General features: G+C 61.8%; 18 protein-coding genes. 11 read left to right on the top strand and 7 right to left on the bottom strand.

Features of this window, described 5'->3' with window-relative positions; translation table 11 throughout:
• Positions 1–300: 300 nt before the first annotated feature.
• The gene (locus Q0K00_RS08110; protein ID WP_297228462.1) at positions 301–552 is read right to left on the bottom strand and encodes a hypothetical protein; all 252 of its coding nucleotides are present in this window, start codon (positions 550–552) and stop codon (positions 301–303) included.
• Positions 553–594: 42 nt separating this feature from the next.
• Complete coding sequence (locus Q0K00_RS08115) at positions 595–1,332, bottom strand: sulfite exporter TauE/SafE family protein (protein WP_297228463.1); 738 nt, start codon at positions 1,330–1,332, stop codon at positions 595–597.
• 146 nt (positions 1,333–1,478) lie between these two features.
• Here Q0K00_RS08115 and Q0K00_RS08120 point away from each other — a divergent pair, with 146 nt between their 5' ends.
• From Q0K00_RS08120 to rlmN, 9 genes are all read left to right on the top strand, one after another.
• A complete protein-coding gene (locus Q0K00_RS08120; RefSeq protein ID WP_297228464.1) occupies positions 1,479–2,546 on the top strand; it encodes a hypothetical protein in 1,068 nt (355 codons plus the stop codon).
• Positions 2,547–2,679: 133 nt separating this feature from the next.
• Positions 2,680–3,207, top strand: a complete 528-nt coding sequence (locus Q0K00_RS08125; RefSeq protein WP_297228465.1) for an RsbRD N-terminal domain-containing protein — start codon at positions 2,680–2,682, stop codon at positions 3,205–3,207.
• A gap of 23 nt (positions 3,208–3,230) precedes the next feature.
• Positions 3,231–4,274, top strand: a complete 1,044-nt coding sequence (dsrM, locus tag Q0K00_RS08130; RefSeq protein WP_297228466.1) for a sulfate reduction electron transfer complex DsrMKJOP subunit DsrM — start codon at positions 3,231–3,233, stop codon at positions 4,272–4,274.
• A gap of 32 nt (positions 4,275–4,306) precedes the next feature.
• Positions 4,307–5,953, top strand: a complete 1,647-nt coding sequence (dsrK, locus tag Q0K00_RS08135) for a sulfate reduction electron transfer complex DsrMKJOP subunit DsrK (RefSeq protein WP_297228467.1) — start codon at positions 4,307–4,309, stop codon at positions 5,951–5,953.
• Positions 5,954–5,956: 3 nt separating this feature from the next.
• Positions 5,957–6,337, top strand: a complete 381-nt coding sequence (gene dsrJ / locus Q0K00_RS08140) for a sulfate reduction electron transfer complex DsrMKJOP subunit DsrJ (protein ID WP_297228468.1) — start codon at positions 5,957–5,959, stop codon at positions 6,335–6,337.
• Complete coding sequence (gene dsrO / locus Q0K00_RS08145) at positions 6,337–7,128, top strand: sulfate reduction electron transfer complex DsrMKJOP subunit DsrO (RefSeq protein ID WP_297228469.1); 792 nt, start codon at positions 6,337–6,339, stop codon at positions 7,126–7,128. Before dsrJ ends, dsrO begins: the two co-directional genes overlap by 1 nt.
• 12 nt (positions 7,129–7,140) lie before the next feature.
• A complete protein-coding gene (gene dsrP, locus Q0K00_RS08150) occupies positions 7,141–8,307 on the top strand; it encodes a sulfate reduction electron transfer complex DsrMKJOP subunit DsrP (protein WP_297228470.1) in 1,167 nt (388 codons plus the stop codon).
• Between the two features lie 182 nt (positions 8,308–8,489).
• The gene (locus Q0K00_RS08155) at positions 8,490–9,821 is read left to right on the top strand and encodes an HD domain-containing protein (protein WP_297228471.1); all 1,332 of its coding nucleotides are present in this window, start codon (positions 8,490–8,492) and stop codon (positions 9,819–9,821) included.
• Between the two features lie 6 nt (positions 9,822–9,827).
• A complete protein-coding gene (gene rlmN, locus Q0K00_RS08160) occupies positions 9,828–10,910 on the top strand; it encodes a 23S rRNA (adenine(2503)-C(2))-methyltransferase RlmN (protein WP_297228472.1) in 1,083 nt (360 codons plus the stop codon).
• Between the two features lie 599 nt (positions 10,911–11,509).
• On the opposite strand, the gene Q0K00_RS08165 is transcribed toward rlmN, so the two are convergent.
• The 5 genes from Q0K00_RS08165 to Q0K00_RS08185 all read right to left on the bottom strand — a co-directional run bounded on the left by Q0K00_RS08165 (position 11,510) and on the right by Q0K00_RS08185 (position 15,846).
• On the bottom strand, positions 11,510–12,292 hold the full coding sequence (locus Q0K00_RS08165) for an NINE protein (protein ID WP_297228473.1): 783 nt from the start codon (positions 12,290–12,292) through the stop codon (positions 11,510–11,512).
• Between the two features lie 548 nt (positions 12,293–12,840).
• The gene (locus Q0K00_RS08170) at positions 12,841–13,695 is read right to left on the bottom strand and encodes a TM2 domain-containing protein (RefSeq protein ID WP_297228474.1); all 855 of its coding nucleotides are present in this window, start codon (positions 13,693–13,695) and stop codon (positions 12,841–12,843) included.
• Positions 13,696–13,995: 300 nt separating this feature from the next.
• Positions 13,996–14,877 carry a TM2 domain-containing protein gene (locus Q0K00_RS08175; protein WP_297228475.1) on the bottom strand — a complete coding sequence of 294 codons (882 nt, stop codon included), beginning with the start codon at positions 14,875–14,877 and terminating at the stop codon, positions 13,996–13,998.
• Positions 14,878–14,989: 112 nt separating this feature from the next.
• The gene (locus tag Q0K00_RS08180) at positions 14,990–15,391 is read right to left on the bottom strand and encodes a NirD/YgiW/YdeI family stress tolerance protein (protein WP_297228476.1); all 402 of its coding nucleotides are present in this window, start codon (positions 15,389–15,391) and stop codon (positions 14,990–14,992) included.
• Entirely contained in the window at positions 15,376–15,846 is a 471-nt protein-coding gene (locus Q0K00_RS08185) for a nuclear transport factor 2 family protein (RefSeq protein ID WP_297228477.1), read from the bottom strand. The genes Q0K00_RS08180 and Q0K00_RS08185 overlap by 16 nt, the downstream gene beginning before the upstream one ends.
• A gap of 167 nt (positions 15,847–16,013) precedes the next feature.
• On the opposite strand from Q0K00_RS08185, the gene cysK reads away from it, so the two are divergent.
• Positions 16,014–16,928, top strand: coding sequence for a cysteine synthase A (gene cysK / locus Q0K00_RS08190; protein ID WP_297228478.1), 915 nt, complete (start codon positions 16,014–16,016; stop codon positions 16,926–16,928).
• A gap of 132 nt (positions 16,929–17,060) precedes the next feature.
• Positions 17,061–18,017, top strand: a complete 957-nt coding sequence (locus Q0K00_RS08195) for a chemotaxis protein (RefSeq protein ID WP_297228479.1) — start codon at positions 17,061–17,063, stop codon at positions 18,015–18,017.
• Positions 18,018–18,220 lie beyond the last annotated feature (203 nt).

Below are 18,220 nucleotides of genomic sequence, written 5' to 3' on the forward strand. Positions count from 1 at the left end.
ATTCGGCTCTTGGCAGAAAACCTCCAGCTTCATGTCTGAGCAGAGGGTGAACAACGTATTGACACTCTACATCTAGCCCGGGCGGCGCTGTGCCGCCACCTCGCGTTTTGTTTTTTCAATGGCAAAGCGTTCGCAGTGCTCCGTGCCCTCACTGACGGAAACGGCAAGCCCGCACACGGCATCCGCGCGAAGTGTTCGCGTGGACGTCGGGTGCGGGCTTTTTTTACAGTAGGCGTGCCGCCGGTCAGGCCGTGGAGAAGCGGCAGGCGGGCAGGGGCCGTCTTTCAAAGGCAAAATGCTCTATTCACACTTGATGATCAGGTTGCGCATGGGGGTCTCCCCCACGGCGGAGGTGTTCTGGGACATGATCTGGTACTTGCCGCCGTCGCACATGTCGGCGGCCTTGTTGTAGCATTCGGCCCAGTCGTTATCCATGCCGTTGCAGTTGACGGAATAGCCTTCCGTTCCGTCAGGAAGGCGGGCGGTTTGTGCGCTGCCGCAGCCTGCGGCCAGCACGGCGCAAAGACTGAGCGTCAGTGTCAGCAGTTTCATGGCATATCTCCTGTTGCGGATGATCCCCCCGTGGCGGCGGACCTAGTGTATCAGGGCCTGGCCCATGCCGACCAGGGAGATCAGTACGAGGAAAAGAAGCACATAGCGCTTGAAGCGGGCTTCGTCCACACTATGGAACCAGCGCGTGCCGATCCACATGCCCAGCCACATGAACGGCAGGACGACAAGAGCATCCACGATGGTTTGCCAAGTCATCAGGCCGGAATAGGCGAAAAAGCAGGATGTCTGGATGTCGAACGCCAGAAAAAGGACGATGATCGTCGATCTGGCCGCAGCTGCCGGCAGGGTCGCCAGCATGAAGATGACGATCGGCGGGCCGCCATTGGAAGAAGCCCCGTTGATGAAACCGGCTACCGCGCCCACCCCTACGATGCCCAGGGGGCCGAGAGGATGCCGTGGGCGTACGCCCGCGAGGAGGACGAGGGTCAACAGGAGGACAACCGCATTGACGGCGATGGCCATGGTCTGCTCGGGGAGATGTATGAGGAGTTGCATACCGAGCGGCGTCATGGGGATGATGCCTGCAAGCAGCAGTCCTGTGATCCTCCAGTCGCACTGCCTCCAGACAAAGGGGGCGTGTCCGGCGCTGGCGAAGATCTCCCAGATGAGCAGAAGCGGGACGACCTGCGCCGGAGGCAGCACGAAGGTCAGCAGCACCAGCGCCAGCATGGAGAAGCCGAAACCGGTAGCCCCGCGGATGACGCCCGCCGCAAGCACCGAACATGCCGCAAAGGCAAAGACGATCCAATCGAATGACATGATCGACCTCCTGACTGTCCGCCGAATGGCGGCTTGTCCCCGATAGCACAACCCGGAACGGAAGAGAAGGCTTTACGAAGGCGGCGTAATGGCCTATGAATAAAAAAATTCACTGAACGCCCCACGGCGTGACCCGGCAGGATCTCATGAAGAATTCGCATGGCGTGCTGAGCGGCACACTCTGCCTTGCCCTTGTGGCGGTAGCCTATTGCGTCTGGACGGCCTTCGGCAACGACGTCAACGTCTGCGTCACCGAAGGGTGCAGTCTGTATCAGGATGCCAACCTCGGCGGCGTCTCCCTCTGGTGGATCGGCGCCGTGACCTTTGCCGTCCTGGCTCTGCTGGCTCTGGTGGGCGCGGCGCGCGTGGGGCGCGTCATCGCGGGGCTCGCGCTGGCTGGCGACATCCTTCTCCTGCTGCTCATGGCGGCCACGGCCCCCTGCATCAGCTGCCTTGGCGCGGCGCTCTTTTTCGCGGGCGTGTACACCTGTTTCCGGCGGGCGGACATGGACCCGCAAGGGAAGGGGGGCCCGACGCGGCGTTCCATCCTGGTGCTCTGCTGGCTCGTGCTTTTCCTCATCAATGCCGGGGCCTCGGCCCGTCTGGCCGCCTCGGTCTGGAGCATCAGCGATCCCAGCGGCGCGCCGTCGGTGCGGGTCTTCTATTCTCCTTCCTGTGCGGCCTGCGCCCAGGCCATCGACGCCCTGTCGGGCAATGTGAGCGTCGCGTTCTATCCTGTGGCGGAAACGCCGGATGACGTGTATATGGTCGCCGCCATGCGCGAGGCCGTGGATAGCGGCCATAATATGAAAGAAGCACTGGAGATGGCGAAAAAGGCGGAAAATCCCGGAGGTTTGGCCGCTATTTCGCCGGATATGCTCTGGCTGCGGCTGCGACTGTTGCGCAACAAGGCGCATGTCTATCTCTCCGGCTCGCAGTCGGTGCCCTTCATCGAATACCACGGCCTGCCGTCCATGCTTGCGGCCAAGCCGGACAACAAGGCCCGGCGGCAGTCCGCCGGACGGCAGGAGGAAGCGGCGGCGCAGGACGCCGCGCCGCGTCCCTCCGCCTCTTCGCTGCCGCTGGAGCCGGTGACCGGCGGCCTGACGCCTCGCGGCGGCAATGCGGCAACGGAGGGTACGTTCGGGAGCCCTGATCTCTTTGACGATCCCGTGGCCGGCAGCTGCGGCGGGCAGACGCCCTGCCCGGAATAACGGCGGGCCGTTCCCGCCCGCGGATTTTCGTATGCGTCGCGCCCTGTTCGTCCTTGAGCAGGGCTTGACGCAACACGTGCTTGTCTCGTATATCTAAACGCCTTTTGACTCTAGCTTGTGAAAAGTTGGTCCCATGAAAATTCATGATATCTTCAGGCCGCAGAGAGATGCGGTGGTCAGCAAGTGGATAGAGGCCGTATACGAGACTTATCCGCTTGAAACGACGGGATTTCTCAGGACGAGGAAAGACCCCTTCACCAATCCTGTGGGGGACATGACCCACGAGGCGGCGGGGCGCTTGTTCGACGCCGTGTCGGGTGAGGACACCGACCCTGTGACGGTGCGTCAGGCCATCGACCGCTTCGTGCGGTTGCGGGCCGTCCAGAAGATGACCCCCAGTCAGGCCATCGGGGTGTTTTTCCTGCTCAAGCCCATCATGCGGGAGTTGCTCTTGCCGCTCTGCGCGGGCGACAAGGCCCGCGCGGCCTATCTTAACGCGGAATCACGGCTGGACAGCATCGTGCTGCTGGCCTTTGATATGTATACGGAGGCGCGCGAGACGCTGGCCGAATCGCGCATCACCGAGATCCGCTCCCAGTATGCACAGGTCGTGCGCTGGGCGCAGACGGTGGATGGCAGCCCGGTTTCGGGCAAAAGCTAACACATTTCCAAGCGAGGTAGGGAATGATCGCAGCGTTGGCGATGGTGGCGCTCATCGGGTGCATCGCCTGGGCGGGAGCGGCCGGCGGGCTTGCTTTCCTGTTCAGCGTGGTGCTGCCCTATGCGGCGGTAATCATCTTTGTAGTGGGCGTCATCAGGCGCATGGTGTATTGGGCGAAGTCGCCCGTGCCGTTCCGCATCCCCACGACGGGCGGCCAGGAAGCGTCCCTTGACTTCATCAAACAGGAAAAATGGGACTGCCCCTGTACCAAGGGACAGACGGTCGTCCGCATGATCCTTGAAGTGCTGACCTTCCGGTCCCTGTTCCGCAATACGCACGCCGAGGTGCTGCTGAACGACCCGGTCAACAAGGGCCCCCGCGTCGTCTATTATTCCTCCAAGTGGCTGTGGGTGTTCGCTCTGCTGTTCCACTACTGCTTCCTGGTGGTATTCATCCGCCATTTCCGTTTCTTCATGGATCCGGTGCCGGCCTGCATCACCCTCATCGAGACGCTTGACGGTCTCATGCAGGTGGGCGTGCCCCGCTTCTATGTCAGCGGCGGTCTGCTGCTGGTGGCTCTGCTCTTCCTGCTGACCCGCCGTCTGGTCAACGAGCGCGTGCGCTACATCTCGCTGCTCAACGACTACTTCCCGCTGCTGCTGCTCATCTGCATCGTGGCCACCGGCCTGTGTATGCGCTACTTCGACAAGGCCGACATCGCCTCGATCAAGGTATTCATCATGGGGCTAGCGCACCTTTCGCCGGTGAGCACGGAAGGGCTGCCCGCGCTCTTCGTGGTGCATCTGACCTTCGTGAGCGTGCTGCTCCTGTATTTCCCCTTCTCCAAACTCATGCACATGCCGGGCATCTTCTTCAGCCCCACGCGCAACGTGCCCAACGACACCCGTCGCGTGCGCCATGTCAACCCCTGGAATCCTCCGAAGCAGTTCTTCACCTATGCCGAGTACGAGGATGAGTACCGCGAGTTCATGGCCGATGCCGGCCTGCCGCTGGAGAAGCAACCCGAAAAGGGCATGGCCGATGATGGCCTGTCGCTGGAAAAGTAGCCCGAAAGGCCGCCGAGTAAGGAGTTTACATCATGGCTAAATTGCCTACGCCACACGAACTCATGGCCAGCCGCAAGGACTTTCCCGCGGGCAGCTGGCTTGACGTAAAGCCGGAATTCGCGCCGGGCAGCTTCTGCTATCCGGCCAAGGTCGAGACCATGGAGCGCCTGCACATGCCGCATCCGCATGAGTGGGATCCGGCCGCCGAAGACTGGAATCTGCCCGCCAACTGGGAAAAGATCCTCTGCGACGCCTTCGAGGAGCGCCTGGAAAAGCACCGCTCCCTCAAGCTCTTCATGGACATCTGCGTGCGCTGCGGCGCGTGTGCCGACAAGTGCCACTTCTTCCTGGGTACCAATGATCCCAAGAACATGCCGGTGCTGCGCGCGGAACTGCTGCGCTCCCTCTACCGTCGCGACTACACCATGCTGGGCAAGCTGCTCGGCGCCAGCGTGGGCGCGCGCGGCTGGGACAAGAACGTAGTCAAGGAACTCTTCTACTACGCTTATCAGTGCACCGAGTGCCGCCGCTGCTCCCTCTTCTGCCCCTACGGCATCGACACGGCCGAGATCACGGCCATCGTGCGCGAGCTGCTGCATGAAGTGGGCCTCGGCACGCACTGGATCATGGACCCGGTGAAAAACTGCTCCTTCACGGGCAACCATCTGGGCATCCAGCCGCATTCCTTCGTGGAGATCGTGGAAATGCTGGCTGACGACTGCGAGACCATCACCGGCATCCGTCCCAAGACGCCCTTCAACGAGAAAGGCCACGAGATCCTCTTCATCACGCCTTCCGGCGACGTGTTCGCCGACCCGGGCATCTATACCTTCATGGGGTATCTGCTGCTCTTCCATGAACTGGATCTTGACTACACCTTCTCGACCTATGCGTCCGAAGGCGGCAACTTCGGCTCCTTCGTGTCCTTCAACATGGCCAAGAAGCTGAACGCCAAGATGTATGCCGAAGCCGAGCGCCTGGGGGCCAAGTGGATCCTCGGCGGCGAGTGCGGCCACATGTGGCGCGTCATCAACCAGTACATGGGCACCTACAACGGTCCGGCGCCGTCCTGCATGATGGACGTGCCCACCTCGCCCATCACCGGTACCCGCTTCGAGAATGCGGCGTCCACCAAGATGGTGCACATCACCGAATTCACGGCCGACCTCATCCGGCACAACAAGATCAAGCTCGATCCCAGCCGGAACGATCATATCATCACGACCTTCCATGATTCCTGCAACCCGGCGCGCGCCATGGGCCTGCTGGAAGAGCCCCGCTACATCCTCAAGGCGGTGTGCAACAACTTCGTGGAAATGCCGGAAAACACCATCCGCGAGCAGACCTTCTGCTGCGGCTCCGGTTCCGGCCTGAATACCGAGGAAATCATGGAGCTGCGTATGCGCGCCGGTATGCCCCGCGGCAATGCCCTGCGCTATGTGCAGCAGAAGTATGACGTCAACCACATGGCCTGCGTCTGCGCCATCGACCGTGCGACCCTCACCCCCCTTGCCAACTACTGGGCTCCGGGCGTGACCGTGAGCGGCCTGCACGAGCTGGTGGGCAACGCCCTCGTGATGAAGGGCGAACAGAAGCGCACCATGGACCTGCGCCAGGAAGACCTGCCCAATGTGGATCCCGATGAACCCGAAGACGATGCGGAGCAGGGGGAGGAGTAGTCCATGTATAACGCCAAAGCAGTCATTGTCGGCGCCGTCATCTTCGCGGTGCTGTTCAGCTCTCCGTTCTGGCTCAACTTCGGCAAGGACGACTACAAGCGTCCCGACGTGGTGCTGCCCAAGAACGAAAAGGAATGCGTCGAGCCCGTGGAATACATGCGCGCTGAGCACATGGCCCTGCTCAATCAGTGGCGGGATCAGGCTCTGCGCAACGAAAAGCGCGTCTATGTCTCCTCCACCGGCAAGGAATGGACCATCAGTCTCCAGAACACCTGTCTGAAGTGTCACAACGACTACGCCAATTTCTGCGAGAAGTGCCACATCGCCAACAGCGTGTATCCCTACTGCTGGACCTGCCACATCACTCCCGAGGGGAAGAAGTAATGAACAAGAGCAGAAGAAGCTTTCTCAAAGTGGCGGGGCTTTCGGCCTTTGCGTTGAGCAGTGGTGTGGCTGCGCTGTCCTCCACCGCTCAGGCGGCCGCCACCATGCCCGGCAGCAGCTACAAGGCCAGCGCCGCGGCTCTCAAGGCCAAGCGCTGGGCCATGGTCATCGATACGCGCGCCTTCAAGGGACCCGAGGACTATCAGCCCCTCATCGACGCCTGCCACAAGGCGCACAACGTCCCCACCATCAAGGGCAGCAACCAGAACATCAAATGGTTCTGGCTGGACAAGTTCGATCATGCCTTCCCGGACGACATCAACGACTACCAGACGGCCGGCATCAAGGAGCGCATGTTCCCGCTGCTGTGCAACCACTGCACCAATCCGCCCTGCGTGCGCGTCTGCCCCACGCAGGCCACCTATCAGATGCATGACGGCATCGTGGCCATGGACTACCACCGCTGCATCGGCTGCCGCTTCTGCATGGCCGGCTGCCCCTACGGCGCGCGTTCGTTCAACTTCATGGATCCGCGCAAGCATCTGCCCAAGGAAGTGCCCAATCCCGCCTTCCCCACCCGCATGATCGGCGTGGTGGAAAAGTGCACCTTCTGCGCCGAACGTCTGGCCGTTGGCCAGATGCCCGCCTGTGTCGCTGCGGCCAACGGGCGGATCATCTTCGGCGATCTGGACGATCCCAATTCAGATGTGCGGCACGCCCTGGCCGAAAACTACAGCATTCGCCGCAAGCCGAACCTCGGCACGCAGCCCGGCGTGTACTACCTCATCTAGGGAGATCTGGCTATGCTTGAAAAAGTGCTTACCGGTCCCAAGACCTTCTATTTGTGGCTGCTCTTCCTGGTCTGCGTCATCGGGGCCTGCGGCCTCGTGTACTGGCAGCAGCTGCAGCAGGGCCTGTCCATCACCGGCATGAGCCGTGATGTCTCGTGGGGCCTTTACATCTCGCAGTTCACCTACTTCGTGGGTGTGGCGGCCTCGGCCGTCATGCTGGTGCTGCCCGCCTATTTCCACCACTACAAGAAGTTCAAGCGCATGATCATCTTCGGTGAGTTCATGGCCATCGCCGCCGTGTGCATGTGCTCGCTCTTCATCCTGGTGGACCTCGGTCAGCCCCAGCGTATGCTCAACGTCATGCTGCATCCCACGCCCAACTCCGTCATGTTCTATGACATGATGGTGCTCATCGGCTACCTCACCCTCAACGCCATCATCGGCTGGGTGACGCTGGAAGCCGAGCGCCTGGACGTGGAACCGCCCAAGTGGGTCAAGCCCCTTATCTACCTGTCCATCATCTGGGCCTTCTCCATCCACACCGTGACCGCCTTCCTGTACGCCGGCATCCCCGGCCGCCATTACTGGCTCACCGCCATCATGGCCGCCCGCTTCCTGTCCTCGGCGTTCTGCTCCGGTCCGGCCATCCTGCTCCTGCTGGTATTCATCGTGCGCCGTCTCACCGGCTTCGAGCCCGGCCGCGACGCCGTGAAGACGCTGACGACCATCATCACCTATGCCATGTGCGTGAACGTCTTCTTCTACCTGCTGGAGATCTTCACGGCCTTCTATTCCGGCATCCCCGGCCATCAGCATCCCATGACCTTCCTGTTCGGTGAACATGCCGGTCATGTGACCTGGGTCAGCAACTGGATGTGGGCCGCCGTCATCATGGCGCTGGGTTCGCTGGTCATCCTCATCCCGCCGGCATGGCGCAACGGGCCCCTGCTGCCCCTTGCCCTGATCATGCTGGTGGTGGCCAGCTGGATCGACAAGGGTCTCGGCCTGCTCATCGGCGGTTTCACGCCCAACATGTTCGAGACCATCACCGATTACGCTCCGACCTGCATGGAGATCTCCGTGGCGCTCGGCGTGTATGCCATCGGCGCGCTGGTGCTCTCCCTGCTCTGGAAGATCGCCATCGGCGTGAAGAGGGAAGCCGGTCACTTCAGCGACTAGGCGGATCCGCCCTCGAATCCTCAGACCCCGTGCTCCGGCACGGGGTCTTTTCCTTTTCGGCTGACCGGGAATGCGGATAAAGCACCGTTGCGGCCTGCGCCGTTCTGGCGTATAGTTTTTTGGTTAGCCGCTCAAACGGCCTGGAGCATATCGTATACCGCCCGCCGCCACAGGAGATTGCCATGCACGAAGCGCTCAAGGTAGCCACCATCATCTGCACGACCATGCTTCGCAACGGGTATGATGCCCATATCGTCAACGCGCCCCTGCAGCAGCATCTGCTGGAGACCAGCGACGTTTCCGCCGTGGATATCGCCTGTGAACCGGATATCGAAGTCCTTGGCAAACTGTTCCCGGCGCTCGTGCCCGTGGAGGAGGGGCCCCTCATGGCCCAGCTGGAAGAGGATGGCGTCACCATCCGCTTCTATCCGCTGGTCGTGGAGGATTCCAGCCATCCTGAACTTTCGCTCATGCGCATCACGCCGACCATCGCGGCGCAGCTCGAGCCTCGCGAGCGGCTGCTGCTGCGCTTGAGCGGCTGCGCCTCGCCGCAGGATTCCGGCAGCATCTATGCCGGTTTTTCCGAAGTCAAATCCGGTGCCATCCGCCTTTCCGGTCTGCCGGACGAAACGCTGCGGCACAATTATCTGCTGGCCATCCGGGCCTTGCGCTTTGCCGCCAACTTCGACGTGCCCATCGAGCCCAATACCTGGCTGGCCATCGTGCGCAGCGCCGCGCGCGTGCTGGACTATGTGCCCGCCGCGGACATCATGGGCGAATGGCGGCAGGTCTCCGCAGAGGCCATGCACCGCTTCGTGCGCCTGCTCTATGATGCGCAGATCCTGCAGGGGCTCATCCCGGAAGTGGCCGCGCTGGCCTGTATCGTGGAGCGCAATACCAATACCGGCGAAGAGCAGTCCGTTTTCGAGCACACGCTGCAGTGTATGCGCCATTATCCCGAAAAAGATTTCCATTACGACTGGCTCGGCACGCTGGCCATGCTGTTCCATGACGTGGGCAAGCTCTTCACCGGCGAATACTTTGACGGCGAGATGACCTTCTATCAGCATCATCGCGTGGGCGCCAAGGTGACGCGCAAGATCCTGCGGCGTCTGCATCTGACCACCGAGGACATCGACCTGCTCTGCCATCTGGTGCGCTACCACATGCGTTTCCACTTCATGATGACCGACCGCGGCATCCGGCGTTTCAAGGCGCTGGACGAATATCCCCGGCTCATCGCCATGGCCCGCGCCGATGTGGAAGCCCGCGACGGCAATTTCACGGCCTTCAACCACAACATGAAATACCTCGAACGGGCCGAGACGCCGGAGCAGATGCTCGAACCGCTGCTCAACGGCAATGAGATCATGAACGAGACGCGTCTTGCTCCCGGGCCGCTGGTCGGCGTCATCCGCGATGCGCTCCTGCAGGCCCAGATCGCCGGCGAAGTCACGGACAACGATTCCGCCGTGCGCTTCGTGCGCGCCTATGCCCGGCGTGTGAGCAACTAGCCGCCCATGGTCAACCTGCTCGACTTCACGCTGCCCGAACTGACGGACTGGATGCAGCAGGAGCTGGGGGAGCCCCGCTTCCGCGCGGTGCAGGTCTGGCAGTGGCTGTGGCAGCGCATGGCCCGCGACTTTGACGAGATGACCAACGTCTCCAAGGCCTGCCGGGCGCGTCTTGCCGCCTGCGCTTCCATAGACTGGCCGGAAGTGGCCCGCGTGCAGGAGAGCCGCGACGGCACGACCAAATTCCTGCTGCGTCTGGCCGACGGGGCGGAAGTGGAGACCGTGCTCATCCCTTCGGAATCCCGTGACGGCAGCCGCCGCTGGACGCAGTGTCTTTCCTCGCAAGTGGGCTGCGCCATGGGTTGCACGTTTTGCAGCACCGGCACGATGGGCTTTGAGCGCAATATGCGCATGGGCGAGATACTGGGGCAGATCCTCGTGGCTCGTGCGCATCTGGGGGATACGCGCCCGGACTGGCCCATCCTGCGCAATCTTGTCTTCATGGGCATGGGCGAGCCGTTATTGAACCTGCATGAAGTCATGCGGGCGCTCAAGAGCCTTAATGACGACAAGGGCCTCAACTTTTCGCCGCGCCGCATCACCGTCTCCACCTGCGGCATCGAAAAGGGACTGCGCGAACTTGGGGAAAGCGGCCTGGCCTTTCTGGCGGTCTCGTTGCACGCGCCGACGCAGGAACTGCGGGAACGCATCATGCCCAAGGCCGCCCGCTGGCCGCTGGACGAGCTGCTGGCCGCTCTGAAATCCTATCCGCTCAAGACACGGGAGCGCATCACCTTCGAGTATCTGCTGCTGGGTGGCGTCAACGACGGCCCGGAACAGGCGCGGGAACTGGCGCGCGTGGTCAGCGACATCAAGGGCAAGCTCAACCTCATCGTCTACAATCCCGCCGAGAATGCGCCCTATGAGGCCCCCACGCCGGAACGGGTGCTCGCCTTCGAGAAAATGCTCTGGGATCGTCACATCACGGCCATTATCCGCAAATCCAAGGGGCAGGACATCAAGGCTGCCTGCGGGCAGCTCAAGGCCGACCAGGCCGCCCGCCAGTCCGCTCCTCAATCAACCCCTTAGGCCTGTTGATACTATTCGTCGCCTGTTTGGAGGGGAAGGGAACCCCCTCGCTCTGCTGTCGATGCCCGTAAGGCTCCTTTGTCGCCTAACGGGCACGGCCTGCGGCCGCCTTTCGGTCGCGCTCTGCTGTCGATGCCCGTAAGGCTCCTTCGTCGCCCAACGGTCACGGCCCTGCGGGCCGCCTTCGGTCGCGCTCTGCTGTCGATGCCTGTAAGGCCTTACGGCCTAACAGGCACGGCCCTGTGGGCCGCCTTCGCTCGCTCCCTTCCCCTCAAGCCCCCCATCCTTTCCCCAGCGCGCTTTTACCGGGGGGAAGAGCCAAGGAAACGGGTAATCCCGCCCTTGGGTATTCTAGAGCGGATGCGCATTGAAATTGCGTCCAATTTCCCTGCTGACGCTGCCCTCACACTACGGAAAAAGCGTGGTTTTTCCGTGTGTTCGGTTGCGGGTAGTCGCTCTCGCGACTACCAGGGCAATCCACATTTTCAATGTGGAATTGCTCTATCTTTTTCAGAGATAAGACACTCATGCTTGGCAGCAAAGAGGAGAAAAGGACGGGCGCCTTTTCTTCCTTCCTGCCTGCCGTGTCTTTCCGCCGCTCAGGCGGTAGCGGGGCGTCCTGTGCCGTCGCTGAAGCAGCCGCAGTTTACGGCAATGATGTCGCTGATCAGCCAGATCAACAGTACAGGGCAGGAAAGAAGCATCCAGCTGCTGTCGTTGCCGGCGAGCTTCAGGAAAGGGGTATGCAGCCACAGGTGCAGGATCACCAGGGACAGACATGCCATGCAGAGGCCGGTATACGGACGCCGGACAAGGAAGCGGTGCGCCCCGACGACGCCCAAAAAAATGGCCAGCAGTGTAAGCCTCCGGCGGCTCCGCGAGCTGCGCTCGTTCCTTTTCTCATCCTGCTGGTCGGTGATGCGCCGTCCCTGTCCGTCCCTGAAGCGCCCCCTTGCGACGAAAACAAGATCGCTCAGCACCCAGAGCACCACCGGGATGAGAGGTACCAGGTCGTCAATAAGGTGGAGATGACCGAGCAAGCTCAACAGCAGCATGTAAAGGCCGGACAAGGGACGCCCGGCATAGAAGCGGTGTACCCCGAAGACGCCGACGAAAAGGGTCAGCAGCAGAAGGAGCCGACGATCCCCGGGCCTGAACGCGCGAGCGGCCGCGTGGAACATCAGGCCGCACAGCAGCGTCAGGAAGCCGAGACAGGCCAGAGGCGGAAGCGCGCCAAAACACCAGGAGGTGAGGCCAAAGGCCGTCAGGGAAAGCACCGGATCGTTGCGGGGGGCGGCCTCCTGCAAGGCCATGACGATAGGGGGGATGAAGAGCAGCGCGTGAGATGCGAGGATGATCTCCTCGGATGACGGTCTGAACATTGGGAACACGCCGATCCAATATCCCTTCGTGAGCGAAGCGCCCAAAGCGGTCAGCAGCAACAGCGAGAAGCAAAGCTTGGTCATGGATGCGCCCCTGGCAGTGGCCTGATCGTTGCACATTTTTTGCGGCAGCCCGTCACGTCGGGCAGGATCGGCCTGCCACGGCTCTTGGAATCTATTATTACTAATTTCACGAATAATCTCAATATATAATCAATATTTCTCGTACAAGCTCCGCTTGCCGTAGAGGCGGGGTTGCCTCGTGTCCCTGACCCTTTCCCGGTAAAAGCGCGCTGGGGAAGGGATGGGGGGCTTTGGGGGAAGGGAGCGACCGAAAGGCGGCCCGCAGGGCCGTGCCCGTTAGGCGACGCAGGAGCCTTACGGGCATCGACAGCAGAGCGAGGGGGTCCCTTCCCCCCAAACAAACTGCCAATAGTGTTAACAGGCCCTAAAGCGTTTTATCTTTTTCAAAGACAAAGCGCTCATGTCCGGCCGCTCAGAGGAGAAGAGGGCGGGTGTCCTTTCTTCCTGCCGTGTCTTTCCGCCGCTCAGGCGGTGGCGGGGCGTCCTCTGCCGTCTCTGAAGCAGCCGCAGCCCACGGCGGCGATGTCGCTGAGCAGCCAGCTCAATTGCAACGGGATGGTAAGGAGGAGCCACATGAAGTCGGTGGCCTCCCTCATGAGCGGGATACACTGCAGGGAGTACACGTTCACCACGAACAGGCATACCATGCAGAGCCCGGTATACGGACGCCGGACAAGGAAGCGGTGTGCCCCGACGACTCCCAGAAAAATGGTCAGCAGCGTAAGCCTGCGGCGGCTCCGCGAGTTGCTCTCGTCCCTTCCTTCATCCTGCCGCTCGGTGATGGGGCGGCCCTGTCCATCCCTGAAGCGCCCACTTGCGACGAAAACAAGATCCACCAGCATCCAGATCGTCACCGCGCTGAGCGGGAACACGCCAATGAAGGCCACAAGGAGGATCAGACCGAGCGGGGTCAGCATCAGCATGTAGAGGCCGGACAAGGGGCGCCCGGCATAGAAGCGATGCATCCCGAAGATGCCGCCAAAAAGGGTCAGCAGCAGAAGGAGACGCAGGTTCCCGGGCCTGAACGCGCGAACGACCGCGTGGAGCAACAGGCCGCACGGCAGCGCCAGGCAACCGTCAATGGCCAGAAACCGAACGCCGAGGTTCCCGTTGGTGAGCCCCCAGAAGTTGAGGCCAAAGGCCATCAGGGAAAGCGCCGGATTGTTGCGGGGGGCGGCCGCCTGCAAGGCCATGACGATGGGGGGGATATAGAGCAGCGCGCTATGTCCGCGGATGCCCTCGGCGGATGACGGGCTGAAGATCATGGGCAAACCGCCCAAAGCGGCCAGCAGCAACAGCAAGAAGCAGAGCTTGTTCATGGATATGTCCTGGGTGATGGTATCTCTCAGGATACAGGTATGCCGTCGGCGTGTCCATTTTCAGGGTCGCCGGTGGCATCTGATCCAAAGAGCACATTTCCCGTTTGAGACGCTTCGCGCTTCCAGCCATACGGCCTGGCGTTTCGCGGAAAAATGCGTGGCTTTCCCGCCCGGTTGGGGACGGGCCGCGCGTGCCGTCGCCTGGTGTCCTTCCTTTTTTCAAAGACAAAGCGCTCATGCCTGCCTGCTCAGAGGGGAAGAGGGCGGGTGTCCTTTCTTCCTGCCGTGTCTTTTCGCCGCTCAGGCGGTGGCGGGGCGTCCTCTGCCGTCTCTGAAGCAGCCGCAGCGCACGGCGGCGATGTCGCTGAGCAGCCAGCTCAATTGCAACGGGATGGTAAGGAGGAGCCACATGAAGTCGGTGGCCTCCCTCATGAGCGGGATACACTGCAGGGAGTGCACGTTCACCAGGAACAGGCATACCATGCAGAGGCCGGTATACGGACGCCGGACAAGGAAGCGGTGTGCCCCGACGACTCCCAGAAAAATGGTCAGTAGCGTAAGCATCAGGCGGCTCCGCGAGTTACGCTCGTCCTTTCCCTCATCCTGCCGACCGGTGATGCGATGGTTCTGTCCGTCCCTGAAGCGCCCCATTGCGACGAAAACAAGATCGATCAGCATCCAGATCGCCACCGCGCTGAGAGGGTACAGGCCGATGATGAAGATAACGGTGAGCAGGCCGGTGAAGTTCAACAGCAGCATGTAGAAGCCGGACAAGGGACGCCCGGCATAGAAGCGATGCATCCCGAAGATGCCGGCAAAAAGGGTCAGCGGCAGAAGGAGCCGGCGATCCCCGGGCCTGAACGCGCGAACGACCGCGTGGAGCAACAGGCCGCACGGCAGCGCCAGGCAGCCGGCATAGGCCAGGATCAGAAGCGCGTCGAAGGTCACGTAGAGGAGCCCCCAGGAGTTGAGGCCAAAGGCCATCAGGGAAAGCTCCGGATCGTTGCAAGGGGCGGCCTCCTGCAAGGCCATGACGATGGGGGGGATATAGAGCAGCAAGAGAAAGCTGAAGGGCATGATGGATGGCGGTTTGAGCCAGGGGAACACGCCGCTCCAATCTACCTTGGCAAGCACGCCGGTCAAAGCGGTCAGCAGCAACAGCGAGAAGCAGAACTTGGTCATGGATGGGTCCTGGGTGCTGTTATCTTTCAGGATACAGGAATGCCGCCGGCGTGTCCATTTTCAGGGGCACCGGCGGCATCTGGTCCAGATGGATCGGCAGCCTTCACTGTCTTCAGGGCAGGACTTCGAGATAGCGGACGCGCAGATGCGGGTCCTGCCGGTCGTGATGACGTTTGCCGCCGATCTCGCCGGTGATGCGGATGGTCTGTTCCGGCCGGACATCGGTCTGGCCGAAAACGTGCGGCGGGATGTCCACGATCATCCGGCCGCCTTCGGCGTCAAAAAGGTAACGGTTGCGGCGTTCGTGCCGGGTCAGATGGCCGGTCAGGACGCAGGTGGTCATCTCTTCGGCGCGGGAGCATTCTTCAAGTGAGGTCGTGGGGGCCGCGGTATTGCTGGGACCGAGGAAACCGGCCCGCGCATCCTGCGGGGACAGCAGCGTCAGGGCCGAAAGCGCGGCAAGACAGAGCAGGCGGAAGGCATGATGGCTCCTCTCGGTCAACGGATGGCGCAATTGCCGTCCTTGCAGTCAGTGGACGGCACGACAGGGGTGGCCTGGAACAGGACGACCTGTTCCGTATCGCCGTTCTTGGCGATGACGATGGAATAGCGCATCAGCCCTTCGGGCAGGGCGGGCGTCGCCTTGCCGCGCAGGATGCCGTTGCCCGTCATGATGGTGCATCCACCGATCATGCTGCGGCGCAGGTTGGTCAGCGTCAGATGATTGATGACGAGCTGCTTGTTCTTGATGCTTTCGATGAAATGTTCCTTGTCCTGGATGTGTCCGTTGGCGGCGACATGCCAGTAATTGGGGGCGAGCACCTTTTCCAGCATCGCCGTATCGGCGCTGATGACGGCATTGGCATACAGCTCGACGACATCGGCCTTGGCCGCGGCCGTCCGCGCGCCGAAGCTCAGGGTGAGGGCACATGCGGCAAGAACCAGCAGACAGGTACGAATGGACTTCATGGGCAACTCCTTGATGACAGACGATACGGATACCCTGCCGACGCAGACGTCGGCAATCCTCTAGTAAAAGGCTACGTCCTGCCCCGCGGGCCTGTCAAGGCGGCCTGTCGTTGCCAACCGGGGGGGTTTGGCCTATCATCGAAAAAATACACCGCAGAGAGGACTTCATGCTGACTACGGTTTTGCAAAGCATCGGCAGTACCCCCTTGTTACAACTTTCCCCCCTGTGCAGCGACCTGCCCGGCAGGGTCTGGCTCAAGCTCGAAAATTGCAATCCCGGCGGCTCCATCAAGGATCGCGTGGCCTTCCACATGGTGGACCGTGCCCTCGACAGAGGAGATGTCTTGCCCGGCGGCACGCTGGTGGAGGCCACCAGCGGCAATCTCGGCATAGGACTGGCGATGGTGTCGGCCGTCCGTGGCCTGAAATGCGTCCTGACCATGCCCGAGACCATGAGCATCGAGCGGCGTCGGCTGCTTGCGGCCCTGGGGGCCGAGGTCGTGCTGACGCCCGCCGCGGACGGCATGGGAGGCGCGCTCAAGGCCGCGGAACGCCTCGCGGAGGAGCGCGGCGGCATCATCCTCGGTCAGTTCACCAATCCCTGGGCCGTGGAGGCGCATTACAGCACGACCGGTCCGGAGATCTTCCATGACAGTGTGGGCACCATGCAGGTGCTGGTGGCCGGGGTGGGCTCCGGCTCGTCCATCACGGGCATCGGGCGGTATCTCAAGGAGAACGGGACGGACGTCAGCGTGTTCGCAGTGGAACCGGCCGAATCGCCGCTGCTGTCCGGCGGCAAGGCCGGGCCGCACGGCATCCAGGGCATCGGCGCCAACTTCGTGCCCGCCATCCTCGACCGTGAGCTGCTGGACGGCGTGCTGACCGTCTCCACGGAGGAGGCCCTGCGCACCGCCCGTCTGCTCATGCGCACCTGCGGCGTCTGTGCGGGCATCTCCACGGGGGCCAACGTGGCCGCGGCCCTGCGGGTGGCCGCTCGCCCGGCCATGCGCGGAAGAAATATCGTCACGCTCGCCTGTGATACCGGAGAGCGTTACATGTCCACGGAACTCTTTGCAAAATGATCTTCTCCTGCTCTGCAGTGACGTGCGCCCCCGCCTTCTTTTCGGTAGGGGCGCTAATCTTTTTTCAAGGCCTGCCGTAAAGGTTTGGTGAAAACTTTATATGAAGTTTGTATCGCCCCATCCGGAGTACCTATGTCGCAGACCAACATTCTTCTTGAGACCGGCACCAATGAACTGGAAATCGTGGAGTTTTATGTCAATCAGGACGGGTACGAAGGACATTACGGACTGAATGTGGCCAAGGTGGTGGAGATCATCCGCCGCCAGAACGTGACGGCCATGCCGGAGATGCGTCATCCGGCCGTGCTGGGCGCCTTTTCCCATCGCAACGGGCGTATCGTGCCGCTCATCGACATGGCGAAGTATCTGGGCAGCACGCCCATCGCCAACGATGACGCCAAGATCATCGTGACGGAGTTCAATACGGTCTGCACGGGCTTTCTGGTCTCCGGCGTCAATCGCATCTACCGTCTGAGCTGGACGGACGTGGAAGCGCCCGGCAAATTCCTGCAGAACATCAGCCAGAGTTCGGTCATCGGGGTGGTGCGTCTCGAGGAGCGGGTCATCTTCCTGCTCGACCTGGAAGCCATCGTGGCCGAACTGCATCCGGCCATGGCCATCCGCTTCGATCTGGAAACGGCCAAGCGCCCCGTGGACGGCCGCGTCTACAAGATCCTGCATGTGGACGACTCTTCCTCCATCAGAGCGCTGGTGCTCGATCTGCTGACCAAGGAAGGGCGCTTCCAGGTGCAGCAGTGCGTCAACGGTCAGGAGGCCTGGGACGAGCTCTGCCGCCTGCGCCGCCTGTGCGAAGAGAACAATGTCCCCATCTCGCACTATCTGCAGGGCATCATCTCGGATATCGAAATGCCGACCATGGACGGTCTGGCCCTCTGCAAGCGCATCAAGGAGGATTCCATCCTCAAGTCGCTGCCGGTGGCCATCTTCTCGTCCATGATCAATGAAAGTCTGGCCCGCAAGTGCGGCGTGGTGGGCGCCAATGCCCAGTACACCAAGCCGGACCTCAAGGCCCTTTCGGAAAAGTTGTACGACCTCGTGGTCGCGACGTGGGGCACCGGCGAACTGTAGGACGGCCCCGGACGTCGTTCCCTGCCCGATGCGTGTGGCGGGCCGGTCTGTCGCGCCCGTGCCGGGCGTGACCGCCTCCAAATGTGGATGCTTCCGGCGGTTCGTGCCGGTACGCAAGACTTCCATCACTAGGGTCAGGACTCATTAAAGGTAAAAAATGACAATGGCAGCAATATGGATTGCCGAAAGGAATGTATGGGCAC

The organism is uncultured Desulfovibrio sp., assembly GCF_944327235.1.
In the GTDB taxonomy this organism is placed as follows: domain Bacteria; phylum Desulfobacterota; class Desulfovibrionia; order Desulfovibrionales; family Desulfovibrionaceae; genus Desulfovibrio.